This window comes from Citrobacter sp. C13, from assembly GCF_014596815.2.
In the GTDB taxonomy this organism is placed as follows: domain Bacteria; phylum Pseudomonadota; class Gammaproteobacteria; order Enterobacterales; family Enterobacteriaceae; genus Citrobacter; species Citrobacter portucalensis.
This window is the reverse complement of the sequence record NZ_CP115024.1, coordinates 585,307-612,213: the sequence shown is the minus strand read 5'-3', so window position 1 is coordinate 612,213 and position 26,907 is coordinate 585,307. Positions and strand designations below refer to the sequence as shown.

At 52.3% G+C, this 26,907-nt stretch carries 27 protein-coding genes; 16 read left to right on the top strand and 11 right to left on the bottom strand.

Annotated features, from left to right (window positions below):
* Positions 1 to 23 precede the first annotated feature (23 nt).
* The 3 genes from IB222_RS03010 to sstT all read left to right on the top strand — a co-directional run bounded on the left by IB222_RS03010 (position 24) and on the right by sstT (position 3,749).
* Positions 24 to 1,022, top strand: a complete 999-nt coding sequence (locus tag IB222_RS03010; protein ID WP_126956998.1) for a Gfo/Idh/MocA family oxidoreductase — start codon at positions 24 to 26, stop codon at positions 1,020 to 1,022.
* Positions 1,023 to 1,293: 271 nt separating this feature from the next.
* Positions 1,294 to 2,262: a TerC family protein gene (locus IB222_RS03005; protein WP_003828551.1), complete on the top strand. Its 969-nt coding sequence runs from the start codon at positions 1,294 to 1,296 to the stop codon at positions 2,260 to 2,262.
* A gap of 242 nt (positions 2,263 to 2,504) precedes the next feature.
* Complete coding sequence (sstT, locus tag IB222_RS03000) at positions 2,505 to 3,749, top strand: serine/threonine transporter SstT (protein ID WP_003828553.1); 1,245 nt, start codon at positions 2,505 to 2,507, stop codon at positions 3,747 to 3,749.
* Between the two features lie 16 nt (positions 3,750 to 3,765).
* On the opposite strand, the gene IB222_RS02995 is transcribed toward sstT, so the two are convergent.
* The 3 genes from IB222_RS02995 to uxaC all read right to left on the bottom strand — a co-directional run bounded on the left by IB222_RS02995 (position 3,766) and on the right by uxaC (position 7,374).
* Positions 3,766 to 4,320 carry a YgjV family protein gene (locus tag IB222_RS02995; RefSeq protein ID WP_149384517.1) on the bottom strand — a complete coding sequence of 185 codons (555 nt, stop codon included), beginning with the start codon at positions 4,318 to 4,320 and terminating at the stop codon, positions 3,766 to 3,768.
* Between the two features lie 138 nt (positions 4,321 to 4,458).
* On the bottom strand, positions 4,459 to 5,946 hold the full coding sequence (locus IB222_RS02990) for an altronate dehydratase family protein (protein WP_149384516.1): 1,488 nt from the start codon (positions 5,944 to 5,946) through the stop codon (positions 4,459 to 4,461).
* Between the two features lie 15 nt (positions 5,947 to 5,961).
* Entirely contained in the window at positions 5,962 to 7,374 is a 1,413-nt protein-coding gene (gene uxaC, locus IB222_RS02985) for a glucuronate isomerase (RefSeq protein ID WP_003828556.1), read from the bottom strand.
* Positions 7,375 to 7,845: 471 nt separating this feature from the next.
* On the opposite strand from uxaC, the gene IB222_RS02980 reads away from it, so the two are divergent.
* The 11 genes from IB222_RS02980 to IB222_RS02930 all read left to right on the top strand — a co-directional run bounded on the left by IB222_RS02980 (position 7,846) and on the right by IB222_RS02930 (position 15,125).
* The gene (locus IB222_RS02980) at positions 7,846 to 9,147 is read left to right on the top strand and encodes an MFS transporter (RefSeq protein WP_003828557.1); all 1,302 of its coding nucleotides are present in this window, start codon (positions 7,846 to 7,848) and stop codon (positions 9,145 to 9,147) included.
* Between the two features lie 134 nt (positions 9,148 to 9,281).
* Positions 9,282 to 10,058, top strand: coding sequence for a transcriptional regulator ExuR (exuR, locus tag IB222_RS02975; protein WP_003828559.1), 777 nt, complete (start codon positions 9,282 to 9,284; stop codon positions 10,056 to 10,058).
* A 348-nt stretch (positions 10,059 to 10,406) separates the two neighbouring features.
* On the top strand, positions 10,407 to 11,069 hold the full coding sequence (gene yqjA, locus IB222_RS02970; RefSeq protein ID WP_003828561.1) for a DedA family general envelope maintenance protein YqjA: 663 nt from the start codon (positions 10,407 to 10,409) through the stop codon (positions 11,067 to 11,069).
* Between the two features lie 18 nt (positions 11,070 to 11,087).
* Complete coding sequence (gene mzrA, locus IB222_RS02965) at positions 11,088 to 11,456, top strand: EnvZ/OmpR regulon moderator MzrA (protein ID WP_162623447.1); 369 nt, start codon at positions 11,088 to 11,090, stop codon at positions 11,454 to 11,456.
* 148 nt (positions 11,457 to 11,604) lie between these two features.
* A complete protein-coding gene (locus tag IB222_RS02960) occupies positions 11,605 to 11,973 on the top strand; it encodes a DUF1090 domain-containing protein (protein ID WP_032934183.1) in 369 nt (122 codons plus the stop codon).
* Positions 11,974 to 12,006: 33 nt separating this feature from the next.
* The gene (locus IB222_RS02955) at positions 12,007 to 12,312 is read left to right on the top strand and encodes a YqjD family protein (RefSeq protein WP_003024832.1); all 306 of its coding nucleotides are present in this window, start codon (positions 12,007 to 12,009) and stop codon (positions 12,310 to 12,312) included.
* Between the two features lie 2 nt (positions 12,313 to 12,314).
* The gene (locus tag IB222_RS02950; protein ID WP_003828567.1) at positions 12,315 to 12,710 is read left to right on the top strand and encodes a phage holin family protein; all 396 of its coding nucleotides are present in this window, start codon (positions 12,315 to 12,317) and stop codon (positions 12,708 to 12,710) included.
* Positions 12,710 to 13,009, top strand: a complete 300-nt coding sequence (locus tag IB222_RS02945) for a YqjK-like family protein (protein ID WP_003828569.1) — start codon at positions 12,710 to 12,712, stop codon at positions 13,007 to 13,009. The genes IB222_RS02950 and IB222_RS02945 overlap by 1 nt, the downstream gene beginning before the upstream one ends.
* A 173-nt stretch (positions 13,010 to 13,182) precedes the next feature.
* Entirely contained in the window at positions 13,183 to 13,575 is a 393-nt protein-coding gene (locus IB222_RS02940) for a DoxX family protein (protein ID WP_003024847.1), read from the top strand.
* A 72-nt stretch (positions 13,576 to 13,647) separates the two neighbouring features.
* Positions 13,648 to 14,634 (top strand): glutathionyl-hydroquinone reductase YqjG, encoded by a 987-nt coding sequence (yqjG, locus tag IB222_RS02935; protein WP_008785878.1) that lies wholly within the window; start codon positions 13,648 to 13,650, stop codon positions 14,632 to 14,634.
* Positions 14,635 to 14,759: 125 nt separating this feature from the next.
* On the top strand, positions 14,760 to 15,125 hold the full coding sequence (locus IB222_RS02930) for a DUF805 domain-containing protein (RefSeq protein ID WP_003828575.1): 366 nt from the start codon (positions 14,760 to 14,762) through the stop codon (positions 15,123 to 15,125).
* 64 nt (positions 15,126 to 15,189) lie between these two features.
* Here IB222_RS02930 and yhaJ read toward each other — a convergent pair whose 3' ends face one another.
* Entirely contained in the window at positions 15,190 to 16,086 is an 897-nt protein-coding gene (yhaJ, locus tag IB222_RS02925; protein ID WP_003024855.1) for a DNA-binding transcriptional regulator YhaJ, read from the bottom strand.
* 104 nt (positions 16,087 to 16,190) lie between these two features.
* Between yhaJ and IB222_RS02920 the strand changes: the two genes are divergently transcribed.
* Both IB222_RS02920 and IB222_RS02915 read left to right on the top strand, forming a co-directional pair.
* Positions 16,191 to 16,892, top strand: a complete 702-nt coding sequence (locus IB222_RS02920) for a pirin family protein (RefSeq protein ID WP_003024860.1) — start codon at positions 16,191 to 16,193, stop codon at positions 16,890 to 16,892.
* A gap of 26 nt (positions 16,893 to 16,918) precedes the next feature.
* Positions 16,919 to 17,068: a hypothetical protein gene (locus IB222_RS02915; RefSeq protein WP_149384515.1), complete on the top strand. Its 150-nt coding sequence runs from the start codon at positions 16,919 to 16,921 to the stop codon at positions 17,066 to 17,068.
* Between the two features lie 54 nt (positions 17,069 to 17,122).
* On the opposite strand, the gene IB222_RS02910 is transcribed toward IB222_RS02915, so the two are convergent.
* The 7 genes from IB222_RS02910 to tdcC form a co-directional block, all read right to left on the bottom strand.
* Positions 17,123 to 18,433 carry a serine dehydratase subunit alpha family protein gene (locus IB222_RS02910; RefSeq protein ID WP_008785880.1) on the bottom strand — a complete coding sequence of 437 codons (1,311 nt, stop codon included), beginning with the start codon at positions 18,431 to 18,433 and terminating at the stop codon, positions 17,123 to 17,125.
* A 24-nt stretch (positions 18,434 to 18,457) separates the two neighbouring features.
* Positions 18,458 to 19,789: an amino acid permease gene (locus IB222_RS02905; protein ID WP_003828582.1), complete on the bottom strand. Its 1,332-nt coding sequence runs from the start codon at positions 19,787 to 19,789 to the stop codon at positions 18,458 to 18,460.
* 348 nt (positions 19,790 to 20,137) lie between these two features.
* Entirely contained in the window at positions 20,138 to 21,502 is a 1,365-nt protein-coding gene (tdcG, locus tag IB222_RS02900) for an L-serine ammonia-lyase (protein ID WP_003828583.1), read from the bottom strand.
* Positions 21,503 to 21,589: 87 nt separating this feature from the next.
* Positions 21,590 to 21,985 (bottom strand): enamine/imine deaminase, encoded by a 396-nt coding sequence (locus tag IB222_RS02895; protein ID WP_003828585.1) that lies wholly within the window; start codon positions 21,983 to 21,985, stop codon positions 21,590 to 21,592.
* 13 nt (positions 21,986 to 21,998) lie between these two features.
* Positions 21,999 to 24,293, bottom strand: coding sequence for a formate C-acetyltransferase (gene pflB, locus IB222_RS02890; protein WP_043017750.1), 2,295 nt, complete (start codon positions 24,291 to 24,293; stop codon positions 21,999 to 22,001).
* A 28-nt stretch (positions 24,294 to 24,321) separates the two neighbouring features.
* Positions 24,322 to 25,530, bottom strand: coding sequence for a propionate kinase (tdcD, locus tag IB222_RS02885; RefSeq protein WP_100271876.1), 1,209 nt, complete (start codon positions 25,528 to 25,530; stop codon positions 24,322 to 24,324).
* 31 nt (positions 25,531 to 25,561) lie between these two features.
* The gene (tdcC, locus tag IB222_RS02880; protein WP_079938296.1) at positions 25,562 to 26,893 is read right to left on the bottom strand and encodes a threonine/serine transporter TdcC; all 1,332 of its coding nucleotides are present in this window, start codon (positions 26,891 to 26,893) and stop codon (positions 25,562 to 25,564) included.
* Between the last annotated feature and the right edge of the window lie 14 nt (positions 26,894 to 26,907).

The following is a 26,907-nucleotide window of genomic DNA, read 5'->3' as shown; positions in this document are numbered from 1 at the left end:
CATTTCGCAGCCTGAAGGCCTTTATGATACGTTTCGCAGTAATTGGCACAAACTGGATCACCCGCCAGTTTGTCGATGCCGCCCATGAAACCGGCAAATATAAGTTAACCGCAGTCTATTCTCGTAGCCTTGAGCAGGCGCAGACCTTCGCCAACGATTACCCAGTCGAACATCTGTTTACCTCGCTGGAAGCGATGGCGCAAAGCGAGGCGATCGACGCCGTCTACATCGCCAGTCCAAACTCTTTGCATTTCCCGCAGACTGAGCTGTTTTTGCGGCACAAAAAGCATGTTATTTGCGAAAAGCCGCTGGCCTCCAACCTGGCGCAAGCTGAAGCCGCTATCACCTGCGCGCGTCAAAATCAGGTCGTGCTATTTGAAGCGTTTAAAACCGCCTACCTGCCTAACTTCCTGCTGTTACAGCAATCGCTCCCAAAAGTTGGAAAAATCAGGAAAGCGTTTATCAATTACTGCCAGTACTCCTCGCGCTATCAGCGCTATCTGGACGGTGAAAACCCGAACACGTTTAATCCGGCGTTCTCCAATGGCTCGATTATGGATATCGGTTTTTACTGCCTGGCCTCAGCGGTTGCGCTGTGGGGCGAACCGCAGAGCGTTCAGGCCAGCGCCAGCCTGCTGGAAAGCGGCGTGGATGCCCACGGTGTGGTAGTGCTGAATTACGGTGATTTCAGCGTTACGCTCCAGCACTCAAAAGTAAGCGACTCGGTATTAGCCAGTGAAATTCAGGGTGAGTCGGGATCGCTGGTCATCGAGCATATCTCCGAGTGTCAGAAAGTGTGCTTCGTGCCACGTGGAGGGAAAACGCAGGATCTGACGACGCCTCAGCACATCAATACTATGCTGTATGAGGCAGAGGCTTTTGCTCATTTGGTTGAATCCGGCGAAGTGGATCACCCGGCACTGGCCGTCAGCCGTATCACCGCCAAACTGCAAACGGAGATTCGCCGCCAGACCGGCGTGTTTTTCCCGGCAGACGAAGCGGAAACATCGCTGACTGCGTAAAGGTGTGTAAAACGAATGTTGCAGGCCATTGACTGAATGGATGGCCTGTAATATTTTGTAACCCGCAAAGGGGAGTAACTTCGTTGTCGGTTGATCGTCATTACGATGTGTGAAAAACCACATCCGGTCGCCGGGCGATAACAAAGGAATACGCCACCGTATTCCTTTGTTGTTGTAAGTGAGACCTTGCCGAATGGCAAGGTCTATGCATAAAAAGCAGCGGCTAATGCCATTCGGCGTTGGCCGTTTTTTTTATGCATGGGGAAATACAATGAATACTGTCGGCACACCGTTGTTATGGGGTGGCTTCGCTGTCGTAGTGGTAATTATGCTGGCCATCGACCTGCTGTTGCAGGGTCGTCGTGGCGCACATACGATGTCAATGAAGCAGGCTGCGGCCTGGTCAATCGTCTGGGTAACGCTGTCGTTACTGTTTAACGCCGCCTTCTGGTGGTACCTGGCAGAAACCCAGGGGCGCGCCGTTGCCGACCCACAGGCGCTGGCGTTCCTTACCGGCTATTTGATCGAAAAATCACTGGCAGTAGATAACGTCTTTGTCTGGTTGATGCTCTTCAGCTACTTCTCCGTGCCGCCTGCGTTGCAGCGTCGGGTACTGGTGTATGGCGTGCTGGGTGCGATTGTGCTGCGTACGATCATGATCTTCGCGGGCAGCTGGCTTATCACCCAGTTTGAGTGGCTGTTGTACGTGTTCGGCGCGTTCCTGCTGTTTACCGGCGTGAAGATGGCGCTGGCGAAAGAAGATGCCTCCGGTATTGGCGACAGACCGTTAGTACGCTGGCTGCGCGGTCATTTGCGCATGACCGATACCATCGAAGATGAAAAATTCTTCGTGCGTAAAAACGGCCTGCTGTTTGTTACGCCGCTGATGCTGGTGTTGATTCTGGTTGAGCTGAGCGATGTGATTTTTGCCGTCGACAGTATTCCGGCTATCTTTGCCGTGACCACCGACCCGTTCATCGTGCTGACCTCGAACCTGTTTGCTATTTTGGGTCTGCGTGCGATGTACTTCCTGCTGGCGGGCGTGGCGGAGCGTTTCTCCATGCTGAAGTACGGCTTGTCGGTCATTCTGGTGTTTATCGGTATTAAGATGCTGATCGTCGATTTCTACCATATCCCGATCGCTATCTCGTTAGGCGTGGTATTTGGCATTCTGTTTGTGACGCTGATTGTTAACGCGTGGGTCAACCACCAGCACGATAAAAAACAGCAAATACAGTAAGTTTCATCTGCTAGCTGAAAAGCCCGACAGCACACTGCGTGCGTCGGGCTTTTTGTTTATCATGTCAAAATAATGTTAAGTTAAAGTTATAAAATATGATCTCAACGCGGAATCCAGGATATTTCGCTTCCAGAACCCCGTTCTTTCCTTATACTCAGCCAAGCAAACATTTGCCCCATCCAGAAAGATGCGTCAACAGAACGCACAAAGGTAAGGCAACAACACAATGAAAGGATCACGACATGACTACGCAACGTTCATCGGGGCTACTCTCGCGTTTGGCGCAAGGGAGCCTGGTTAAACAAATTTTGATCGGTTTGGTACTGGGGATTTTACTGGCACTGGTGTCAAAACCTGCGGCTGAAGCCGCTGGTTTGCTGGGTACGCTGTTCGTCGGCGCATTAAAAGCCGTCGCGCCAATTCTGGTTCTGATGCTGGTGATGGCTTCTATCGCCAACCACCAGCACGGGCAAAAAACCAATATCCGCCCTATTCTGTTCCTCTACCTGCTCGGAACATTTTCAGCGGCATTAACCGCCGTTGTCTTCAGCTTTGCTTTCCCATCAACACTGCATCTTTCCAGCAGCGCGGGGGATATCGTACCGCCGTCCGGGATTGTTGAAGTGATGCGCAGCCTGCTGATGAGCATGGTTTCTAACCCAGTTGATGCCCTGCTTAACGCTAACTATATCGGTATTCTGGTATGGGCCGTTGGTCTGGGCTTTGCACTGCGCCACGGTAATGAAACGACCAAAAATCTGGTCAATGATATGTCCAACGCCGTCACCTTTATGGTGAAACTGGTGATTCGTTTCGCGCCAATCGGTATCTTTGGTCTGGTCTCCTCCACGCTGGCAACCACCGGTTTCGCAACGCTTTGGGGCTACGCCCAACTGCTGACCGTACTGGTAGGCTGTATGCTGCTGGTGGCATTTGTGGTCAACCCGCTGCTGGTCTTCTGGAAAATTCGCCGTAACCCGTACCCGCTGGTGCTGGCCTGTCTGCGTGAAAGTGGCGTGTATGCCTTCTTTACCCGCAGTTCGGCGGCAAATATTCCGGTGAACATGGCACTGTGTGAGAAGCTGAATCTGGATCGTGATACCTATTCGGTGTCTATTCCGCTGGGAGCCACCATCAATATGGCGGGCGCGGCGATCACCATTACCGTACTGACGCTGGCGGCGGTGAATACGCTGGGTATTCCGGTCGATTTACCGACAGCGCTGTTACTCAGCGTGGTGGCTTCGCTGTGTGCCTGTGGTGCATCGGGCGTGGCGGGCGGTTCTCTGCTGCTGATCCCGCTGGCGTGCAACATGTTCGGTATCCCGAATGACATCGCCATGCAGGTTGTTGCCGTTGGCTTTATCATCGGCGTATTGCAGGACTCCTGTGAAACGGCGTTGAACTCTTCTACAGACGTCCTGTTTACCGCTGCAGCCTGCCAGGCAGAAGACGAGCGTCTGGCAAATAACGCCCTGCGCGGCTAATCGCTGTTCCCCTCCATCATCGGGCGGAGGGGTTCTCTTCTTGTGCGCTTTTTTCAATTTTGAACGGATCAATTCCGCGTTTTTGCATCCGCCGGAAACGAATAATGTTCAGGCCGTTCATTACCAGAAAACTCCCTTCGATCATCGTCCCACCAATCGACCCTAGCCAGAAATTATGGATAACCCAACAGGCGGTTGCGCACCACATGACGTAGCGCACGGTTAACCCTTTGCAGCGAAACAGCGCCCAGGTGCTGGCCAGCGTGCCAATTATTGGCAATAGCTCCATCGCATGCTGTAATTTCGCCAGCCCGAGAACCAGGGTGAGGACAATAAAAACGGTCATTACCCACAGTTTGCGGGTATGCATTGAGACAAGTGTGCGGATGGTGTTGAGTTCTGCGCTCATTCCCGCAGGCCAGGCACCCATCAGGAAAAAATGCACGCCGATAGTGGCGCTATAGACAGCGAGTTGCAGCCGGAACCGGCGCTCATCGCGATTGAAAAAGGTGGTAATACCGATCAGAAAGGCGATGACACCTACGCCCTGGGCCAGCCAATACGCGGTCATGCAAGCAACCCCAATTCTATCTCGTAGGCCGGATAAGGCGAGTTCGCCACCATCCGGCAACGGTTTGTGCCTGATGGCGCTGCGCTTATCAGGCCTACGGTTTGCGCAGACCTGCATGCAGGTACCATCAGGTATTTACTACAACGTTACGCCGCTTTTAAATATCGCTAACTCTCTAAAATCATTCCGCTCGTTGCAGGTTTGCTTGCCGTTGGCGAACTCGACGATGGTATCGACAAATTCTTCCAGCAACTGAGGCATCGCTTTACCATGGATCAACTGTCCAGCGTCAAAATCGATCCAGTGCTTTTTCTTCGCCGCCAGCTCGCTGTTGGTGGCAATTTTCACCGTCGGCACAAAACCACCGTAAGGTGTACCGCGACCGGTACTGAACAGCACCATATGACAGCCCGCGCCCGCCAGGGCACTGGTCGCCACCGCATCGTTACCCGGTGCGCTCAGCAGGTTCAGACCATGCGTCTTCAGGCGTTCGCCGTAGCGCAGTACGTCCACCACCTGGCTGGAGCCTGCTTTTTGCGTGCAGCCGAGAGATTTATCTTCCAGCGTGGTGATACCGCCCGCTTTGTTGCCCGGCGATGGGTTCTCGTAGATCGGCTGGTCGTGAGCAATGAAGTACTGCTTGAAGTCATTGACCATGGTGACCAGCTTGCCAAACGTTTCTTCATCGCGGCAGTGGTCCATCAGCAGCTGCTCGGCGCCGAACATTTCCGGTACTTCGGTCAGTACGGTGGTGCCGCCGTTAGCAATCACGTAGTCAGAAAAACGCCCCAGCATCGGGTTGGCGGTAATACCGGACAGGCCGTCAGAGCCGCCGCATTCCAGACCAAACTTCAGCTCGCCCAGCTTACCCGGTTCACGCTTATCATTACGCATCACGTTGTACAACTGGTGAAGATGTTCAATCCCCGCTTCCACTTCGTCTTCCTGATGTTGGCAGACCATGAAGTGAACGCGCTCAGGATCGTACTCGCCTAAGGTTTCGCGGAAGGCATCAACCTGGTTGTTTTCACAACCAAGGCCAACCACCAGCACCGCACCCGCATTCGGGTGAAGCACCATGTTTTGCAGCATGGTGCGGGTGTTAATGTGGTCGTCGCCGAGCTGTGAACAGCCGTAGGTGTGGCTGAAGAGATGCACGCCGTCGATTCCTTCGGCGTCGTTAGTCTCTTTCAGAAAACGGTTCTGCATCTGGCGCGCCATGGCGTTAACACAGCCTACCGTCGGTAGGATCCACAGTTCGTTGCGCACGCCAACATCGCCGTTGGCACGACGGTAGATCTGCACATCGCGATCCGCCGGTTGTGCAACTTCCGCTTGAAAATCAGGGTGGTAGCTATACGTGTCCAGGTCGCTCAGATTGGTGCGCGTGTTGTGAGCATGAATATGCTCACCCGCCGCAACGTCCACCAGCGTATGGCCAATTGGCAAACCGTATTTAATGACGTTTTCGCCTTTCGCAATATCACGTAAAGCGAATTTATGGCCACGAGAGACCGCCTGACGCAGGGTTACCGCCTGCCCATCAACGGTGACTTCGGTTCCTTCAGCCAAATCAGCGAGCGCTACCGCGACGTTATCCAGCGCATGGATCTTGATGTATTGCATACCTTCACCCGGGCCTTAGTTCAGTTCAATGGCGAAGTAATCACGCGCATTGTTAAAGCAAATATTTCTGACCATTTCACCCAGCAACTGGATATCTGCCGGTGCTTCACCTGCAGCAACCCAACGGCCAATCATCTGGCACAGAATGCGACGGAAGTATTCATGGCGCGTGTATGACAAGAAGCTACGGCTATCGGTCAGCATGCCGACGAAACGGCTCAGCAGGCCGAGCTGGGCCAGCTGCGTCATCTGACGTTCCATCCCGTCTTTCTGATCGTTGAACCACCAGCCGGAACCGAACTGCATCTTGCCCGGCATACCTTCGCCCTGGAAGTTGCCGATCATGGTGCCCAGCACTTCGTTATCACGCGGGTTCAGGCAGTAGAGAATGGTTTTCGGCAGCAGGTTCTGTTCGTTCTGCTTGCTCAGCAGTTTGGACAGTTCTTCAGCCATCGGACGGTCATTGATGGAGTCGAAGCCAACATCCGCGCCCAACAGTTTGAACTGACGCAGGTTGTTATTACGCAGCGCACCGATGTGGTACTGCTGTACCCATTCGCGACGAGCATATTCCGCACCAAGGAACACCAGCACGGCGGTTTTAAACTGGGCAACTTCATGCTCACTCAGGGTTTCACCCGCCAGGCGACGCGCCAGAATGCTATCCAGTTCAGATTCGTTAGATTCGGCAAACAGCACCACGTCCAGCGCGTGGTCAGAAACCTTACAGCCGTGAGCCGCGAAGTGATCCAGACGTTTGGTCAGTGCAGCTTGCAGATCGCTGAAGCGGCGGATATCCGTGTCAGACACTTCACCGAGCTTCGCCATGTAGTCATTAAAGGTCGCCAGCTCAATGTTAAAGGCTTTATCCGGACGCCAGCTCGGCAGCACTTTCACATCAAAGGTACCGTCTTTAGCAACGGCCGCATGATGCTCCAGAGAGTCGATCGGGTCATCGGTAGTGCCGACCATTTTCACATTCATCTGCTGCATGATGCCGCGCGCGGAGAATTTATCCTGCGCCAGCAGCTCGTTGCATTGGTTCCAGATTTCATCAGCAGTCGCAGGAGAAAGCAGCTTACCTGTAATACCAAACGGGCGACGTAATTCGAGGTGGGTCCAGTGGTACAGCGGGTTACCGATAGTGTGCGGAACCGTAGCGGCCCATGCGTCAAACTTCTCGCGATCGGACGCATCGCCGGTACACAAGCGCTCAGCGACGCCATTGGTACGCATCGCACGCCATTTGTAGTGATCACCCTTCAGCCAGATGTCATACAGGTTACTAAAACGGTAGTTTTCAGCGATTTGTTGCGGTGGTAAATGGCAGTGGTAATCGAAGATCGGCTGGTCTTTGGCGTAATCATGGTACAGACGGCGGGCAAATTCGGTGTCCAGCAGGAAATCTTCAGTCATAAACGGGGTCATTATCGTCTTCCTCTCAACGAGTGCGTCAGATTGCTTATGTTTTGATGTTGACAAAGTTATCACACCAATTTCCATACACTGAAGATATTTTCGTGAGTTAGATCAACAAATGGTGACAAAAAAATTACTCTCAAAGAGGTAAATCACGCGTCAAGCCGCGCCAGTGCTGGCTTTGCTGAATCGAAATAATGACCACACGAAGATTCACACTTTTGTGATGGCACTCACCTTTTAAAGCTGTATGACAAGTTATCTTTTGGCCGTCGCGATACATAAGCCGACGGAATGCAAATTACCGATGTATAACCATCGGATTGACCGGTACGGAAACCGAATTAGCACAATTATTGACATGGCAAAGTTCGGGGAGTACCGGCTTTTTTTCGGTCCCCCCTCGTAAAAGAACATCCTCCGCCCTGAACTGGAAGATGACCGCTCGTTCGCGGACATAACAAAACGATGAGGTTTTACATGCGTAAAATTAAAGGGTTACGTTGGTACATGATTGCACTGGTGACGCTTGGCACCGTGCTGGGTTACCTGACACGTAACACTGTGGCGGCAGCTGCGCCAACTCTGATGGAAGAGTTACACATCTCCACTCAACAGTATTCCTATATCATCGCAGCGTATTCTGCTGCTTACACCGTAATGCAACCCGTTGCCGGCTACGTGCTTGATGTGCTCGGCACAAAAGTTGGTTACGCGATGTTCGCCGTTCTGTGGGCCGTCTTCTGTGGCGCGACCGCACTGGCTGGCAGTTGGGGTGGACTGGCACTGGCACGTGGCGCAGTAGGTGCCGCTGAAGCCGCAATGATCCCTGCGGGTCTGAAAGCCAGTTCTGAGTGGTTCCCGGCAAAAGAACGTTCAATTGCCGTGGGGTACTTTAACGTCGGCTCTTCAATCGGTGCGATGATTGCTCCGCCGCTGGTCGTCTGGGCAATCGTCATGCACAGCTGGCAGATGGCATTCATTATTTCCGGTGCGTTGAGCTTCATCTGGGCGATGTGCTGGCTTGTGTTCTACAAACACCCGCGCGACCAGAAAAAACTGTCTGATGAAGAACGTGATTACATTCTGAATGGTCAGGAATCACAGCATAAAAACGCGACTTCGAAAAAAATGTCGCTCGGTCAGATCCTGCGTAACCGCCAGTTCTGGGGCATCGCGCTGCCGCGTTTCCTGGCTGAGCCGGCCTGGGGTACCTTCAACGCCTGGATCCCGCTGTTCATGTTTAAAGTCTACGGCTTTAACCTGAAAGAGATTGCGATGTTTGCATGGATGCCGATGCTGTTTGCTGACCTGGGCTGTATCGTTGGGGGCTACTTACCGCCTCTGTTCCAGCGCTGGTTCGGCGTTAACCTGATCGTTTCACGTAAAATGGTCGTTACCATGGGCGCATTGCTGATGATTGGCCCAGGGATGATTGGTCTGTTCACCAGCCCGTACATTGCTATCGCCCTGCTGTGCGTCGGCGGCTTTGCTCACCAGGCGCTATCCGGTGCGCTGATTACGCTTTCTTCTGACGTATTTGGTCGTAATGAAGTGGCAACGGCAAACGGCCTGACCGGTATGTCCGCCTGGCTTGCAAGTACGCTGTTTGCACTGGTTGTTGGCGCACTGGCTGACACTATCGGCTTTAGCCCGCTGTTCGCCGTACTGGCGGTATTCGACCTGCTCGGCGCACTCGTTATCTGGACGGTCTTGCAAAATAAATCGGCCAGCGAAGTCGATTCGGGCTCACAGACAGGCGATCCCGCTCCGCAAAATTAACCCGCTGTTGTTCATCAAGGGTATATAATGCGAAGCCGCCAGTTATCTGGCGGCTTTTTTATCGCCGCGAGTGGAGCAGTAATCGCAAAAGTGGTATAACAAATATAGTCTGCCGTATCATGCCTGGAGCGCATATGGAAATCACCGAACCACGACGTTTGTACCAACAACTTGCTGCTGATCTGAAAGAACGCATTGAGCAGGGCGTCTATCTGGTGGGTGACAAACTCCCCGCCGAGCGCTTTATCGCCGATGAAAAAAATGTCAGCCGTACCGTGGTTCGTGAAGCAATTATCATGCTTGAGGTTGAGGGCTACGTTGAGGTGCGCAAAGGATCGGGGATCCACGTCATTTCCAACCAACCCAGACATTATGTTGCGCCAGATGAAAACCTGGAATTTGCCAGCTACGGTCCTTTCGAGCTGCTCCAGGCGCGTCAGCTCATTGAGAGTAACATTGCCGAGTTTGCCGCCACCCAGGTGACCAAACAGGACATCATGAAGCTGATGGAGATTCAGGAGAAATCACGTAACGAAAAAAGCTTTCGTGACTCCGAGTGGGATCTCCAGTTCCATGTGCAGGTCGCCCTGGCAACGCAGAACTCGGCTCTGGCCGCGATTGTTGAAAAAATGTGGACTCAGCGTATTCACAACCCCTACTGGAAGAAATTGCACGACCACATCGACCTGCGCACGGTTGATAACTGGTGTGATGACCATGACCAGATCCTTCGGGCGCTGATTCGCAAAGATCCTCATGCCGCCAAACTGGCGATGTGGCAGCATCTTGAGAACACGAAGCAGATGCTGTTTAACGAAACCAGCGATGATTTTGAGTTCAATGCGGACCGTTATCTATTTACCGAAAATCCGGTCGTTCACCTCGATACAGCGGCTAACAGCGCAAAATAAACAATCTTATCAATGCAGGCGCGACCACGCGCCTGTTTCTGACACTTGGTAAGCGTTAGGTATAAAGTGTCAGCCTGTGTAAATCCTCTCGCCTCCCTCCATTGCGATAAGCAAAATCACAGTTCAACAACCGTAATTTCTATAACGGACTACGTTGACCTTTGTTACAATTAGATGCTGTTTGAATTTTTGTGTTTAAGAGCTTGCTAACTTCACAACTTTACAGGGAATAGTTCAGGCCGTGAGTTTGTAACAGACCACAAGTCATGTAAAAAATATTAATAAAATCGTGGTGTTACAAAATCCAGAAAACCGGCATGACGACAACCGATTCTCCAGGAATATTGAATGGAACTACTGACTCAATTACTAAATGCTTTATGGGCTCAGGATTTTGAAACGCTGGCCAATCCTTCCATGATTGGCATGCTCTATTTTGTACTCTTTACTATTTTGTTTCTGGAAAACGGACTGCTGCCAGCAGCCTTTTTACCTGGCGACAGTTTACTGGTACTGGTCGGCGTACTTATTGCCAAAGGCGCAATGGGTTTTCCGCAAACGGTGCTACTACTCACCACCGCAGCCAGCCTCGGTTGCTGGCTCAGCTATATACAAGGTCGATGGTTGGGTAATACCCGCACCGTGCAAAACTGGTTATCTCATCTTCCTGCACATTATCATCAGCGTGCGCATCATCTGTTCCATAAGCATGGCTTGTCTGCGCTGCTGGTCGGCCGCTTTATCGCGTTTGTCAGAACATTACTGCCGACCATCGCAGGATTGTCCGGCCTGAACAATGCGCGCTTTCAGTTCTTCAACTGGATGAGCGGACTGCTTTGGGTCCTTATTCTCACATCGCTGGGCTATCTGCTGGGCAAAACACCGGTGTTTCTCAAATATGAAGATCAGCTGATGTCTTGCCTGATGCTGCTTCCTGTGGTGTTACTGGTGTTTGGTCTGGCAGGTTCACTGGTTGTTCTTTGGAAAAAGAAATACGGGAACCGAGGGTAAATTATGCTGAAATCATGCATAACGCTCCGACGACTTGCCTGGTCCACCACTTTTATGTTGTTCATCGGCGCGTTGCTCCTGACCTGGTCGGTCATTCGCCAGCAGGAGTCAACGCTTGCCATTCGTGCCGTAAACCAGGGAGCCAGCATGCCTGATGGCTTCTCTATCTGGCATCACCTGGATGCCAACGGCATTCGTTTTAAAAGCATCACTCCGCAAAATGACGCCCTGCTGATTACCTTTGATTCCAGTGCACAGAGCGCAGCGGCAAAGGTCGTACTGGATCGAACGTTACCGCACGGTTTCGTTATCGCTCAGCAGGATGATAATAATCAGGCGGTTCAGTGGTTATCCCGCTTACGTGAGACCCCACACCGTTTTGGTTAATTTCCAGGAATCTGAATTAGATCACTCACTTTGGTGATTTCACCGTTTAGCGCCTATGATTAATAAACTGGGTTTATGACCCAACGTTTTATTATTCTGGAGCATCGACCCTAAACGACGAGGTCGAATCACAATGGAAGGTTCAAGAATGAAATACCGCATCGCTTTGGCAATTAGCCTTTTCGCTCTCAGTGCCGGCAGCTACGCCACCACCCTCTGTCAGGAAAAAGAACAAGACATTCAGCGGGAGATTAGCTATGCCGAAAAACACAACAATCAGAGCCGTATCAATGGGCTGAACAAAGCGCTGAGCGAAGTCAGAGCAAACTGTACTGACAGCAAACTGCGCGCCAACCATCAGAAAAAGATCGCCGAGCAGAAAAATGAGATTGCCGAGCGTCAACGTGACTTAGCCGAAGCTAAGCAAAAAGGCGATGCGGAGAAGGTAGCAAAGCGTGAACACAAGCTTGCTGAAGCTCAGCAAGAGCTAAAAGAACTCGAGACCCGCGATTACTAAGTACGGTAACTAGCCACTCAACTGGAGAAAACTATGTCGAAAGATAATGCTACGGAAAACCTGCGCGCTGAGCTGAAATCTCTTGCGGATACGCTTGAAGAAGTACTTAGCTCCTCTGGCGATAAGTCGAAGGAAGAGATGAGTAAAATTCGCAGCAAAGCCGAACATGCGCTGCGCGAGAGCCGCCATCGTCTGAGTGAAACCAGCGATGTAATTGCCAAACAGACCCGTGAGGCCGCGGCTAAAGCCGATAACTACGTGCGCGAAAACCCATGGACAGGCGTCGGCATTGGCGCTGCAGTCGGTGTGGTGCTTGGTGTACTGCTGTCGCGCCGTTAACAATGGCTGATTCTCAACACGCACAAGGTCCAGGCAAAGGCGTACTGGGTATTGGACAGCGGATCCTGACGATTCTCGTTGAGATCGTAGAAACACGGCTGCGGCTGGCCGTCGTTGAGCTGGAAGAGGAAAAAGCCAATCTCATCCAGATCCTGCTGATGCTTGGGCTGACTATGCTGTTCGCGGCGTTTGGCCTGATGAGCCTGATGGTGCTTATCATCTGGGCCATTGACCCTCAATACCGCCTGAACGCCATGATTGCCACCACCGTTGTGCTGTTGCTGCTAGCGCTGATTGGCGGGATATGGACGCTGCGTAAAGCACGTAAAACAACGCTGCTACGCCATACACGCCAGGAACTCGCTAATGACAGGCAAGCCCTGGAGGATGATGCATAATGAGCAGCAAAGTCGAACGTCAAAAGCGTAAGGCGCAACTGCTTGGACAGATCCAGCAGCAACGGCTGGATCTGTCTGCGACTCGCCGCGACTGGCTGGAAGCCACCGAGGTCTACGATCGTGGCTGGAAGACGCTACTGAACCTGCGTGGCTGGGTGTTGGTCGGGAGCAGTATTATGGCGGTTCGCACCATCCGCAACCCGAATCTGCTGGTACGCTGGGCTAAGCGCGGCTTTAGCGTCTGGAGTATCTGGCGTCTGGTGAAATCGACCATCAGACAGCAGCAACTGCGCGGCTAATCCTTTACTTACCCCCAACCTCAAAATTTTTGAAAAATACTGACAGTTTTCCTTGCTAACAATTCTCATTAAGCACGTTTATGATTCTCTCCATCGACAGCAACGACGTGCTCTGCAGCGTCGATGCACAAAAAAACACAATAAGCCGCCTGAGTGGTTTCCTGGAGAGTATGATGAAGAAATTAGAAGATGTTGGTGTACTGGTAGCGCGCATTCTGATGCCAATCCTGTTTATTACCGCAGGTTGGGGAAAAATCACCGGATATGCGGGTACCCAACAGTACATGGAAGCCATGGGCGTCCCAGGATTTATGCTGCCGCTGGTGATTCTGCTTGAGTTTGGTGGCGGTCTGGCAATTCTGTTCGGTTTCCTGACCCGTACAACTGCGCTGTTCACCGCAGGCTTCACATTGCTGACAGCGTTCCTCTTCCACAGCAACTTTGCGGAAGGTGTGAACTCCCTGATGTTCATGAAAAACCTGACCATCGCAGGCGGTTTCCTGTTGCTGGCTATCACCGGTCCAGGCGCATTTAGTATCGACCGCGTGCTGAATAAAAAGTGGTAATCAAGCTATACTGAACACATCAAAAAGCGAGGAGATATCTCCTCGCTTTTGCTATCTGAGGAGGCGAAAATCATGGGACAACTGATTGACGGCGTCTGGCATGACACCTGGTACGATACCAAATCAACCGGTGGAAAATTTCAACGTTCTGCATCGGCTTTCCGTAACTGGCTCACCGCGGATGGCGCGCCTGGTCCGACCGGTGAAGGTGGCTTTGCTGCCGAAAAAGACCGCTATCATCTGTACGTTTCTCTGGCCTGTCCATGGGCGCATCGCACGCTGATTTTGCGCAAACTCAAAGGGCTGGAACCGTTTATTTCCGTTTCTGTTGTGCATCCGCTGATGCTGGAAAACGGCTGGACCTTTGACGATAACTTCCCGGCGGCAACCGGCGATACCCTGTATCAGCACGAATTTCTTTATCAGCTCTATTTGCACGCCGATCCGCACTACAGCGGTCGGGTGACCGTTCCTGTGCTGTGGGATAAAAAGAACCACACCATTGTCAGCAACGAATCTGCAGAAATCATCCGCATGTTTAACACCGCGTTTGATGCGCTGGGCGCGAAAGCCGGAGATTACTATCCCCCTGCCCTGCAAAGCAAAATCGACGAGCTGAACGGCTGGATTTATGACAACGTTAATAACGGTGTGTATAAAGCCGGATTTGCCACCAGTCAGGAAGCCTACGACGACGCCGTGGATAACGTCTTTCAATCTCTGGCACGACTGGAGCAGATCCTTGGGCAACATCGTTACCTGACCGGCGACCAGTTAACCGAGGCCGACATTCGCCTGTGGACCACGCTGGTACGCTTTGATCCCGTGTATGTCACCCACTTCAAGTGCGACAAACACCGGATTAGCGACTATCTGAACCTGTACGGTTTCCTGCGTGATATCTACCAGATGCCGGGTATTGCGGAAACCGTCAATTTCGATCATATCCGCAATCACTACTTCCGTAGCCACAAAACCATTAACCCAACCGGCATTATTTCTGTTGGGCCGTGGCAGGACCTCAACGAACCCCACGGGCGTGACGAGCGTTTCGCCTGATTTACACTGGCCCCCATCTGGGGGCTAAATAATTAATACCGCAAATATTTACCATCATTTCATTCACAGCTATTCTTAATTTGATTGCTTTAAAAACAAGTAATTGAATGCAGAACGAGGCAAAAATGGATTGGTATTTAAACGTATTAAAGAATTACTTTGGTTTTGGTGGCCGCGCGCGTCGTAAAGAATACTGGATGTTTGTGCTGGTCAACATCATCTTCACGTTCGTGCTGGGTATTCTGGACAGAATGTTTGGCTGGGAGCGCGCCGGTGGAGAAGGCATATTAACGACGATTTACGGGGTTCTGGTCTTTATTCCGTGGTGGGCGGTACAGTTCCGGCGTTTACATGACACCGATCGTTCAGCCTGGTGGCTACTGGTGCTGCTGATCCCGATCGTAGGCTGGCTGGTGATCATCATTTTCAACTGCCAAAACGGGACTCAAGGGAGCAACCGCTTCGGCGCTGACCCTAAACAACCATCCTGACGTCATACACCCTTTTGTAGGCCGGATAAGGTGCAATTGCACCGCATCCGGCGGAACAGTCAGACTATTTACCCGCAAACAGCTTGGGGATTTCCCGCAGACACCAGGATTTCGCCTCGCCCATGCTGTCACGACGCCAGGCCATAATAATATCTATCTCGCTTGTCGATTCCGGACTAACGACCCGCAGCCGACCAGCCGCAATATCCTCTTCCACCAGCGGGTACGGCATCGTCGCCACGCCAAGTCCTGCCAACAGCGCCTGACGTTTATCTTCTATCGTACTCACCGTTAGACGCGGCTGCTTATCCAGCAGTTGAACCGTCAGCACCGGACGTTCACGGGCGGTATCCGCCACCGCGATCCCACGGTATTTAACGCGGGTGACTTCCGATAACGGTTCCGGCTCCTGATGGATGGGATGATCCGGGGCCGCTACATAGACGTTCATCAGCGAGTACAGCTTGCGCGAGTTGATTTCTGAGGATGAGCGAAAATGCATATCCGGCGCAATCACGATATCCGCCCGCCCCTGCTCAAGACGCTCCCACGCCCCGGCCAGAACTTCGGTAATAACGGAAAGCTGGGTATTGGCCTTCCCGGCAAGCCTGTCGATCAGCGGGAAAAACGCCGCCGTCGGCACCAGCGCTTCGGTTACTATGGTCAGATGCGTTTCCCAACCGCGAGCCAATGCTTCGGCATCGGTGGTCAGTTTATCCGCAGCTTCCAGCAGTACGCGCCCACGCTCCAGCAGCATACGCCCAACGTTAGTGAATTTTGTGCGGTGGCCTGAACGGTCAAACAGCACCACGTCCAGCTCTTCCTCCAGCTTCTGCATGGTATAGCTAAGTGCGGAAGGAACGCGTCCCAGTTCATCTGCCGCAGCAGCAAAACTACCGCGCCTGTCTATTGCGTCCATGACGCGTAACGCTTCAAGCGTTAAAGCCCTTTCTTTGGCCATCTCGTTCTCATTCAGGAAATTTGAACATACCGGGCAGAATATCTGGCTAACAATGCAGCGTCTAGCCATTTAACATAAAAGGAAGTAAAGAGAGGTCAAGAACTATGATTACTACCCGTACAGCCAAACAATGCGGGCAAGCAGACTACGGCTGGCTGCAGGCCCGTTATACCTTCTCCTTTGGACACTATTTTGATCCTAAACTGCTGGGTTATGCCTCGCTGCGTGTTCTGAACCAGGAAGTTCTGGCACCGGGGGCCTCTTTCCAGCCACGGACCTATCCGAAGGTGGATATCGTCAATCTGATCCTCGAAGGGGAAGCGGAGTACCGAGACAGCGAAGGCAACCATATCAAGGCCAAAGCAGGTGAAGTTTTGCTGCTCGCGACACAGCCCGGGATTAGCTATAGCGAACACAATATCAGCAAAGACAAACCGTTAACCCGGATGCAGCTCTGGCTGGACGCCTGCCCGCAGCGTGAAAACGCCTGTGTACAGAAAGCCACGCTGGGCACCGGTAAGCATCAGTTGCTGGCCTCGCCGGACGGTGAACAAGGCAGCCTGCATCTGCGCCAACAGGTATGGGTGCACCACGTTGAGCTGCAGCAAGGTGAATCGTTGAGTTTTCAGTTACATGGGCCACGTGCTTATTTACAGTCGATTCACGGCAGATTCCATGCGGTGACGTCTGGCGCCGAAAAAGAAGCACTCACCTGTGGCGATGGGGCATTTATTCGTGACGAAACTAACATAACGTTAGTCGCCGATACCCCGCTGCGCGCTTTGCTGATAGATTTGCCCGTATAGTCAGGGAAAACAATGGAGTACGACTATTGAGCAAGAAATCATCAAAAAAACGCCAGCCGCAGGCTGAGCCGAAAAAACAGGAAACAGTTGCCTTCGGCTATGAAGAAATGCTGACAGAGCTGGAAGCAATTGTGGCCGATGCCGAGCTACGGCTTGAAGATGAAGAAGCCGCCTGAACAGGCGGCTTAGACTTATGCCGGGTGGCGGCAACGCCTTACCCGGCCTACAGATTAATGCGCCTTGCTGGCCATGATCTCAATGATCTGTTTGTCGGTTTCCTGCATCGAACGACACGCCAGCGCACACAGGTTAGCGATAGATTGTTCCACGTTATGCGCCACAATCCCTTCGTTGCCGGTTACAGCAGTATCATCCAGCGCCATCAGCACCGCTTTCCACGCCGCGGAAGCACTGGTTGAGACTTTCATCGCGCAGCTGTTTGAAGCGCCATCGCATATCATTCCGCTCACGTCGCCAATCATGCTGCTGATCGCCATCGCGATGGTGTTGTAGCGACCATCTACGATCCATGCCATCCCCGCTGCTGCCCCCATCGCCGCCGTGGTTGCTGCACACAGTGCAGACAAACGCGGAAGCTGATGATGGATGTAGATAGCGCTCAGATGAGACAACATTAGCGCACGTGCCAGTTTCTCCTCATCCGCGCCAAAGTGCTCGGCCACCACCATCACTGGAACAGTCGCGGTAATGCCCTGATTACCGGAGCCGGAGTTGCTCATGGCCGGCAGAGTCGCCCCGCCCATTCGCGCATCCGATGCCGCACTGGTGCGGATTAGAATAGAGGTGGAGAGATCGTTCGCCAGCAGGCCACGCGCACACTGCTTCTCAAGCGTGGTTCCGATGTGCAATCCCCAGTTACCGCGCAGTCCTTCCTGAGACAGCGCACCGTTCAGTTTTGCCGCATCGAGGATAAAGCGGATCGACTCAAACGGTACCGCGTTCACGAACGCCAGAATCTCTTCCAGCGAGGTGTGAGACAACACCGCCAGCGGCGACTCCTGTTCCTCTTCCTGAGCATTCTGTTCTGTGGTGAACACTACGCCCTTATTGGTCTCGATGTGCACAATGTTGGTATGACCGCCCACAATCGTCACGCACGCCCATCCTTCAGCGCTGTAAACCTTCGCGCGGGAAAAGAGGATATCCTCGCAAGGCTCCTGCAGCATCACCGCAACCTTGCCAGCGCTCAGCATCGCTTTTGCATCGGCGATCGCTTGTGGTGACGCATCTTTCAGTACCTCTAAACCGGCACGGGCATTTCCCCCCAGCGCACCCAGCGCCGCCGCGACAGGTAACCCGACCATTCCGGTACCCGGCACGGTAACGCCCATGCCGTTTTTCATCAGGTTCGGTGAGACCCACGCGTCAATGCGTTCAACCGCGCCGTCCAGCTCAGAGGATGCAACCGCCGCCGCCAGAGCCAGAGAGATAGGTTCTGTGCAGCCCAACGCAGGCTTAACTTCTTCCTGCACTGCGCGGATAAAACTATCCCATAATGGATTCAATGTAGTCTCAAACATAACAACAACCTTTGCTCAAATATCTCAGGAAAATGCCAGGAACGGAGAAACGCACAACAGCAGGCCAGTGAAAATAATCAGATACAGGGAAGCGCCTTTGTATTTGTGCAGTGCAGGAACTTTGTAGACCAGCCAGGCCGGGATCAGACAACCCACCATGCCGAAGATAGGGCTACAAATAGAGGTGAAGCTCAGTACCGGCGCGTTGAGCACAATTGCGCTCCAGGCCAGCAGGATGGCAAAAATCATAATGCCGCGCTGAACAAAGGTTTCGTTGATTTTCTCAGCCGGCATATAGCGGCGCAGAATGTTCATCACGATCCCTTGAGTCGCTTCACGGAAACCTAAGTAGACACCGAAGAAAGCGGTCATAACGGCGAAAATGTTCAGAATAACGCTGACGATTTTCACCCAGCCAGCACCCGCACCATTGATAAATTGCGCGGCAATCGCCAGAGCGGAAATGTTCTGCTCATAAGCTTTAACCGCTTCGTCGTGGCCCATCGCCAATGTGAAGGAAACGGCGTAGAAAAAGACGGTAACAAACAGAATACCGAACGCGATGTTCATGGCACGCAGAGCTTTATGGCGCGCCACTTCGATGGATTTGTTGCGTGAACGGTATGAGATAACCATCGGGCTTAAGGTCTGAATAAACAGAATCGAGGTCAGCGTAAACGGCAGAGTGATGATCGCATTTTTGATCAGCAGTGCCATCGGCGGCAGTGAACCTGCGTTATGCAGATGCCACATCCCTACCATCGACACGCCAAGCGCTGCCACAACCAGCAGCTTGGTCAGTACCATACCGGTGGAGATTTTAAACAGCATTTGTTCCCCGCGTGACGAGATAGCCACCAGGATGCAAATCAGTACCAGGCCATAGAACGGGCTGTCGGACAGTAAACCTTCCGTCACACCAAACGTGTGCAGATAAGAGGCGCTGTCATTGGTGATGGCGGTGGAATAAACGAACATCCAGATAACCAGCATCACAAAATACAACGCACCTAACAGGATGCCCCAGTTCTTACCCAGATAGCCGCTGATCACGCTCGGGTAGTCTTTACACTCTGGGGACTCAGCCAGCGTGTTGATAAACAGGCGCTGGAACAGGTACATGGCTGGGTAACCGATGATAGAGGAGAGCAAGAACACCCACAGCCCCATCAGCCCTACCTGGACAGGAAGAAAAACAATCCCCGCGCCAATTGCCATACCGATACTCATAATGACCCAGCCGGTATCCGTGCTGTCGAATTTAATAGCTTCGCGCCATTCGCTTTCGGTCATTCCCGCCCGACGTGCCGGAGCAGATGCGTCGAGTATTACGCTACTATTCGTTGCCGTTTCCATAATTTTCCGCTCAATTTGTAGGTAGAGGTTTTTATATTTTTTTCGTACTGCATCAATGCGATACGCAGTACTTAGGTGCAGGTGAGCTATTGGAGTAATGAAGAAATCATACGCGCAGGATCAGAGAAAAACTTCACAAACAAACCCCTGTAATTTCTAAAAGTTAAGAAATAATTTCTCTTTTATATGCATATATAGAATGTAATTTCTATTTTTGAAGCCGATCACAACAAAAAAGGTGCACTAAAGTGCACCTTTTTTATTCTGCTATGTTGATTAAATCATTAATTGCCGGATGGCGGCGCTTACGCCTTATCCGGCCTACAAACCCAGGCTCGGCTTTTAACTTCAGGTACAAACCACTTTAATCGCCAGGCCACCGCGTGACGTTTCGCGGTATTTGTCGTTCATATCTTTGCCCGTTTCATACATGGTCTCGATCACTTTATCGAGCGAAACGCGTGGCTCAGATGTGCGACGTAGCGCCATACGTGCGGCGTTGACGGCTTTTACCGCGTTGATCGCATTGCGTTCAATACACGGTATTTGCACCTGTCCAGCAACCGGATCGCAGGTCAGCCCCAGGTTATGCTCCATGGCGATTTCCGCCGCAATACAAACCTGCGACGGGCTACCGCCGAGCAACTCGGTCAGCCCGGCAGCCGCCATTGAACAGGCTACGCCAATTTCACCCTGGCAGCCGACTTCAGCACCAGAAATAGAGGCGTTCATCTTATACAGCGCGCCTATCGCCCCAGCGGCCAGCAAATAACGAGCAATGGAGTTTGCATTTACCGGACGGCGGAACTTGTCGTAATAGGCCAATACGGCAGGGATAATCCCACATGCGCCGTTGGTCGGTGCCGTCACAACCCGGCATCCGGCAGCGTTTTCTTCGCTCACGGCCAGCGCGAACATGTTGATCCAGTCGATAACGTTCATCGGGTCGCTGGACAGATTATCGCTGGAAACCAGCAACCGGCGTAATGCCACGGCGCGGCGCGGGACGTTCAATGGACCCGGCAGGACGCCTTCGGTGTTCATGCCGCGCTCGATTCCGGCGTGCATGACATCCCAGATGGCGGCAAAACCAGCATCGATTTCTTCTTTGCTACGCATCGCCAGTTCGTTCTGCATCATCAGACCGGAAACGGATAGCCCGTTGCGCTCGCACAATTTCAGCAGTTCGCTGGCGGAATGAAAATTGTAGGGCACGTGTGCTTCAACATCATGCGCCTGACCAAATTGCTCCTCTTCAACGATAAAACCACCGCCGACGGAGTAATAGGTTTTGCTTAATAGCGTCTCGGTGTCGTTCCATGCGGTGATACGCATGCCATTTTCATGGCGCGGCAGCGTTTCGGCGTGAAAGAGGATATTTTTGTCTGGGGAGAAATCGACAATATGCGTGCCCTCTGCAACCGGTAAACGTCCGGTACGGGCCACTTCCTGAGTAAAACCAGCGATAGAATCTATATTAACGTTTTGCGGACTGTTACCGGCCAGTCCCATCATGATGGCGACATCTGTCGCATGACCTTTTCCGGTCAGGGAAAGCGATCCATAAAGATCGACCACAATATGCGTAGCTTTGGGAAGTTCCCCGCTGCTGACCAACAGATCGATAAAGCTTTTACCTGCGTTCATTGGCCCCACGGTATGGGAGCTGGAAGGTCCAATGCCAATCTTAAAAATATCGAATGCGCTAATCATATCCACACCCTCGGATTGCCGTTCAGTGAAGACCAGGTTTCACACTCATTAAGGATCGGGGCGATCCTGAGATCGCCCCGCAAGGGATTACAGCGTGTCGCCACGTACGGCGATGGCTTCAATCTCCAGCTTCACATCCTTGGGTAAGCGGGCGACTTGCACGCAGCTGCGCGTGGGGTAGATTGCCTTATGCTCATCAAAGAACTGCTGGTACACCTGGTTAATGGTGGCGAAGTCGTTCAGGTCAGAAACGAAAACGGTCGTCTTCACGATATCGCTCACTTTCAAACCTGCAGACTCGACGATCGCTTTCACGTTCTCCAGGCTTTGACGTGCCTGATCCGCCACGTTTTCTGCCACTTCACCGGTCTGTGGACACACCGGGATTTGACCTGACGTCAACACCATGCTGCCCAGATCCACACCCTGTACGTAAGGCCCAATCGCCCCTGGCGCACATTCGGTTGCAATTACTTTTCTCATAGCCCCTCCGGCGTCAAAGCGCCTGGGTGAAAGTACGTGAAATAACATCCTGCTGCTGTTCGCGGGTCAGCGCGTTGAAGCGCACCGCATAGCCAGACACGCGGATCGTCAGGTTCGGATAGTTTTCCGGGTGCTCAATGGCATCCATCAACATTTCACGGTTCATAACGTTAACGTTCAGATGCTGGCCACCTTCCACATGTGCTTCATGGTGGAAGTAACCGTCCAGCAGACCGACCAGGTTGGTTTTACGCACTCCATCCTCTTTGCCCAGCGCTGCCGGCACAATGGAGAAGGTGTACGAGATACCGTCTTTGGCATAGGTGAACGGCAGTTTGGCAACCGAGGTTAACGACGCTACCGCACCTTTGCGATCGCGGCCGTGCATCGGGTTCGCCCCTGGCGCAAACGGCGTACCTGCGCGACGTCCATCCGGCGTGTTACCGGTTTTCTGTCCGTACACCACGTTGGAGGTAATGGTCAGAATGGACTGCGTCGGCACCGCGTTACGGTAGGTTGGCAACACCTTAATTTTCTTCATAAAGCGTTCGACCAAGTCGCAGGCAATGCTGTCTACGCGCTCGTCGTTGTTACCGTATTGCGGATAGTCGCCTTCGATTTCGAAATCAACCGCCAGACCATTTTCATCGCGAATCGGTTTCACGCGAGCGTATTTGATAGCCGACAGAGAATCCGCCGCCACGGACAGACCCGCCATACCACAGGCCATCGTGCGATAGACATCACGATCGTGCAGCGCCATCAGCGAAGCTTCGTAGCTGTACTTGTCGTGCATATAGTGGATGATGTTCAGCGCGCTGATGTACTGCACCGCCAGCCAGTCCATAAAGTGGTCCAGGCTCTCCATCACCGTGTCGTAGTCCAACACGTCATCCATCAGCGGTGCCGTTTTCGGCCCGACCTGGATTTTCAGCTTCTCATCCACGCCGCCGTTGATTGCATACAGCAACGTTTTGGCGAGGTTGGCACGCGCCCCGAAGAACTGCATTTGCTTGCCGATAACCATCGGGCTGACGCAGCAGGCAATGGCATAGTCATCGCTGTCAAAGTCGGCACGCATCAGATCGTCGTTTTCATACTGCAAAGACGAAGTGATGATAGACACCTGGGCAGCGTACTTTTTGAAGGCAATCGGTAGCTGCTCAGACCAAAGCACCGTCAGGTTCGGCTCAGGTGCCGGGCCCATGGTGTGCAGCGTATGCAGATAGCGGAACGAGTTTTTCGTCACCAGCGTGCGGCCATCCAACCCCATACCGCCGATAACTTCGGTCGCCCAGATAGGGTCGCCTGAGAACAAGGTGTCGAATTCCGGCGTACGCAGGAAGCGCACCATACGGATCTTCATAATGAAGTGGTCGATCAGCTCCTGCGCCTGCTGCTCGTTTAAAATTCCCGCTTTGAAATCGCGCTCAATGTAGATGTCGAGGAACGATGCGGTACGGCCCAGCGACATAGCGCCACCGTTCTGAGATTTCACCGCAGCCAGGTAAGCAAAGTACACCCACTGCACCGCTTCCTGCGCATTACGCGCCGGACGGGAGATATCGCAGCCGTATTTCGCCGCCATTTCCTGCATTTGCAGCAGGGCGCGACGGTGTTCAGACAGCTCTTCGCGCAGACGAATCGTGGCTTCAAGATTCTGGCCCCACTCCAGGTTCGACTGGAGATCGGCAAACTGCAGTTCACGCTCACGCACCAGATAGCGGATACCGTACAGCGCGACGCGGCGATAGTCACCGATGATACGACCACGACCGTAACCATCCGGCAGGCCGGTCAGCACCCCGGATTTACGGCAGCGCAGCATATCCGGAGAGTAGGCGTCGAATACGCCCTGGTTATGGGTTTTACGCAGTTCAGTAAACTGGTATTCAAAATCAGCATCCATCTCGCGACCATAAGCATCAAAAGAGCTTTTGATCATGTTGATGCCACCAAACGGATGCAGAGCACGCTTGAGCGGCTTATCCGTTTGCAGACCGACGATTTTTTCCAGTTCTTGTTCAATGTAACCCGCATCATGCGCGGTTATCGTGGTAGCAATATTGGTATCGAAATCAACCGGCGCGTGCGTCGAGTTTTCAATACGGATGCCCGCCATAACTTTTTCCCACAATGCAGTGGTCGCAGGCGTTGCTTCGGCGAGGAAAGATTCATCCCCTTCATAAGGCGTATAGTTGTGCTGAATAAAATCACGGACATTAATTTCTTCTTTCCAGTCCGTACCTTTAAAGCCATTCCAGGCTTCGGCATACAGCATATCGCTGGTATCGATATTTACCTTCATGAAAAATAATCTCTCTGCTGAAAATTAATTATGCAAATTCTACTGGTGTATTAATTTTGCCTAAGGCAATGGCATCACGTGCAATCATTTTCTCTTCATTTGTGGGAATTACCGCACAAATAACACGAGCATCTTTATTAGAGATAATTCTTTCGCCATGGGAATTTGGCAGGCTATTCATCTCGCTGTCGATATTCACACCTAAAACGGCAAGGTGTTCAATAACCAGACGACGAATTAATACCGAGTTCTCACCAATTCCGCCGGTGAAAATAATCCCATCAAGACGATGCAGCGATGCGGCATGTCCGGCGATATGGCGTGCAATACGATGCACAAACGTTTTAATCGCCAGCTGCGCACGCTCATGTCCCTCGTGCCAGGCTTTTTCTAACGTACGTAAGTCAGAGGACAAACCGGAAATACCCAGTAAACCGGACTCTTTATTCACTACGCGCTCAAGGTCGCTCAGCGTCTGGTTGGTTTCGCTGGCAATCCACGCCATGGCGCCGAAATCGACGTCGCCGCTGCGTGTGCCCATCATCAGCCCTTCCAGCGGCGTCATGCCCATTGAGGTATCAACGCTCTGTCCATTACGTACCGCACAGATTGACGCGCCGTTGCCCAGGTGCGCCACAACCAGACCGGAGTCATCACTCTGCAGGTCGAGAAGCTCATGCGCTCGCTGAGAAACATAGCGATGCGACGTGCCGTGGAAGCCATAACGACGAACGCCCAACTCCTCAAAATATTTCCACGGTAAACCGTACAGATAGGCCTCAGGAGCCATCGTCTGGTGGAAGCTGGTATCAAATACCGCAACCTGCTGCACACCCGGGAAAAGGTGCTGAGCGGATTCGATCCCACTCAGGTTCGCATAATTATGTAGCGGTGCTAATGGTGATACCCGGCGAATATTATCGATAACTTCGTCAGTAATAATTGCTGATTCAGTAAAGATATTTCCGCCGTGGGCAATGCGGTGGCCAATTAAGGCCACGCTGTCCATTAAATTACGTTTCTCTAGTTCAACGGCAATTGCTTTTAATGCATCTTCGTAGCTGTGGTGAGCCAGCTTAGCTGGCTCTCCTCCATTAATTGCTATGAACGCATTTTCAGAGTTAATACCGTCTGCGATCCCCGCCATTAAAACTTCACAGTTTGCTGCATCCAGCACTGAGAATTTAATAGAAGACGAACCACAGTTAATAACCAGTACTACCGGAAACTCATTCATTTCACTACTCCGCTCATCCTGAGCTTAAGGATTAGAACAGTTTGTAGACGATGTTCAGGATGGTCAGCAGACCAATCGCGGTAACAAACACGTTATCCAGACGGCCACGGTATTTCGCCAGTGATGGCGTTTTACGGATGGCATACATCGGCAGCAGGCAGAGCAGAGAGGCAATAATCGGCGCGCCCATTGCTTCAATCAGGTCCAGGATGTTCGGGTTGGCGTAAGCCACTACCCAGGTGGAGCCCATGATGAAGATCATGCTGATGGTATTAAGTTTGCCGGCAGAAACTTTCGTTTTATCGCCTTTGTAACCAAACTTCAGCACCAGACCGTTCAGACCTTCCAGCGTGCCCAGATAGTGGCCGAAGAAAGATTTGAAGATAGCAACCAGGGCGATGATTGAAGCACCGTACTCCAGCACGGTCGCGAAGGTGGACTTCGTACCGGACAGTGAAGCGAAGTGGTTTGCCAGGTAAGACAGTACTGGAATGTTCTGTGCTTTCGCATCCGCCATGTTTGCCGGAGACAGCGTGAACAGGCAGCTAAAGGCGAAGAACATAACCACGGCAACCATCAGCATACTGGCGCGAGAGATGATTTTAGAACACTTCTGCTCGGTGAACTCGCGACCAAAATCTTTCTCATACTCTTCACGTTTGGAGACCACGAAGGAAGAAACAATCGGTGAGAAGTTGAAAGAGAACACCATGATGGAAATACCCAGCCACACGGTAACCAGGATACCGTCATGGCCGGTCAGTGCGATATTGCTGAGATCAACCTGATCGATAACCGCAGAGTTCCAGTATGGGATCAGGGACAGAGAAATAAGCACCAGGCTGGCAATGAACGGCCATACCAGGTAGCTCATCACTTTAACCATCAGATCTTTACCAAACCAGATGACGAATGCCATCAACAGCAGCAGGAAGAGTGCCACGAAGCCACGGTTTAACGCTGGCATCTGCAGCTGGTTTTCCCAGAAGGTCATAAAGGTGTTGGTAATGGTGACGCCATAAATCCACAGCAGCGGACAAATCGCAAAGAAGTAGAGGAACGTGATAACCACGCCACCCGTTTTACCAAAATGCTCTTCAACCGTTTCTGTGATGTTGCCGGAAGGGTTAGAACCGGAAAGACACAGGCGTGCCAGCGCACGGTGGCAATAGAAGGCGATGGGGTATGCTAGCACCAGCATGATCAGAATGGGGATCAGTCCGCCAAAACCTGCGCGGATAGGGAAGAACAGCACCCCAGCGCCGATGGCTGTACCAAATAAACCCAGTGTCCAGGTGGTGTCCGATTTGCGCCAGGACGACTGTTTTGTCTGGCTGGATACAATGCTATCAGTAGTACTCATATCCTATCCTCAAC

Coding starts and splice junctions, on each gene's coding strand:
- IB222_RS03010 (WP_126956998.1), top strand. CDS start 24: ATGATACGTTTCGCAGTAATTGGCACAAACTGGATCACCCGCCAGTTT.
- IB222_RS03005 (WP_003828551.1), top strand. CDS start 1,294: ATGAATACTGTCGGCACACCGTTGTTATGGGGTGGCTTCGCTGTCGTA.
- sstT (WP_003828553.1), top strand. CDS start 2,505: ATGACTACGCAACGTTCATCGGGGCTACTCTCGCGTTTGGCGCAAGGG.
- IB222_RS02995 (WP_149384517.1), bottom strand. CDS start 4,320: ATGACCGCGTATTGGCTGGCCCAGGGCGTAGGTGTCATCGCCTTTCTG.
- IB222_RS02990 (WP_149384516.1), bottom strand. CDS start 5,946: ATGCAATACATCAAGATCCATGCGCTGGATAACGTCGCGGTAGCGCTC.
- uxaC (WP_003828556.1), bottom strand. CDS start 7,374: ATGACCCCGTTTATGACTGAAGATTTCCTGCTGGACACCGAATTTGCC.
- IB222_RS02980 (WP_003828557.1), top strand. CDS start 7,846: ATGCGTAAAATTAAAGGGTTACGTTGGTACATGATTGCACTGGTGACG.
- exuR (WP_003828559.1), top strand. CDS start 9,282: ATGGAAATCACCGAACCACGACGTTTGTACCAACAACTTGCTGCTGAT.
- yqjA (WP_003828561.1), top strand. CDS start 10,407: ATGGAACTACTGACTCAATTACTAAATGCTTTATGGGCTCAGGATTTT.
- IB222_RS02960 (WP_032934183.1), top strand. CDS start 11,605: ATGAAATACCGCATCGCTTTGGCAATTAGCCTTTTCGCTCTCAGTGCC.
- IB222_RS02955 (WP_003024832.1), top strand. CDS start 12,007: ATGTCGAAAGATAATGCTACGGAAAACCTGCGCGCTGAGCTGAAATCT.
- IB222_RS02950 (WP_003828567.1), top strand. CDS start 12,315: ATGGCTGATTCTCAACACGCACAAGGTCCAGGCAAAGGCGTACTGGGT.
- IB222_RS02945 (WP_003828569.1), top strand. CDS start 12,710: ATGAGCAGCAAAGTCGAACGTCAAAAGCGTAAGGCGCAACTGCTTGGA.
- IB222_RS02940 (WP_003024847.1), top strand. CDS start 13,183: ATGAAGAAATTAGAAGATGTTGGTGTACTGGTAGCGCGCATTCTGATG.
- yqjG (WP_008785878.1), top strand. CDS start 13,648: ATGGGACAACTGATTGACGGCGTCTGGCATGACACCTGGTACGATACC.
- IB222_RS02930 (WP_003828575.1), top strand. CDS start 14,760: ATGGATTGGTATTTAAACGTATTAAAGAATTACTTTGGTTTTGGTGGC.
- yhaJ (WP_003024855.1), bottom strand. CDS start 16,086: ATGGCCAAAGAAAGGGCTTTAACGCTTGAAGCGTTACGCGTCATGGAC.
- IB222_RS02920 (WP_003024860.1), top strand. CDS start 16,191: ATGATTACTACCCGTACAGCCAAACAATGCGGGCAAGCAGACTACGGC.
- IB222_RS02910 (WP_008785880.1), bottom strand. CDS start 18,433: ATGTTTGAGACTACATTGAATCCATTATGGGATAGTTTTATCCGCGCA.
- IB222_RS02905 (WP_003828582.1), bottom strand. CDS start 19,789: ATGGAAACGGCAACGAATAGTAGCGTAATACTCGACGCATCTGCTCCG.
- tdcG (WP_003828583.1), bottom strand. CDS start 21,502: ATGATTAGCGCATTCGATATTTTTAAGATTGGCATTGGACCTTCCAGC.
- IB222_RS02895 (WP_003828585.1), bottom strand. CDS start 21,985: ATGAGAAAAGTAATTGCAACCGAATGTGCGCCAGGGGCGATTGGGCCT.
- pflB (WP_043017750.1), bottom strand. CDS start 24,293: ATGAAGGTAAATATCGATACCAGCGATATGCTGTATGCCGAAGCCTGG.
- tdcD (WP_100271876.1), bottom strand. CDS start 25,530: ATGAATGAGTTTCCGGTAGTACTGGTTATTAACTGTGGTTCGTCTTCT.
- tdcC (WP_079938296.1), bottom strand. CDS start 26,893: ATGAGTACTACTGATAGCATTGTATCCAGCCAGACAAAACAGTCGTCC.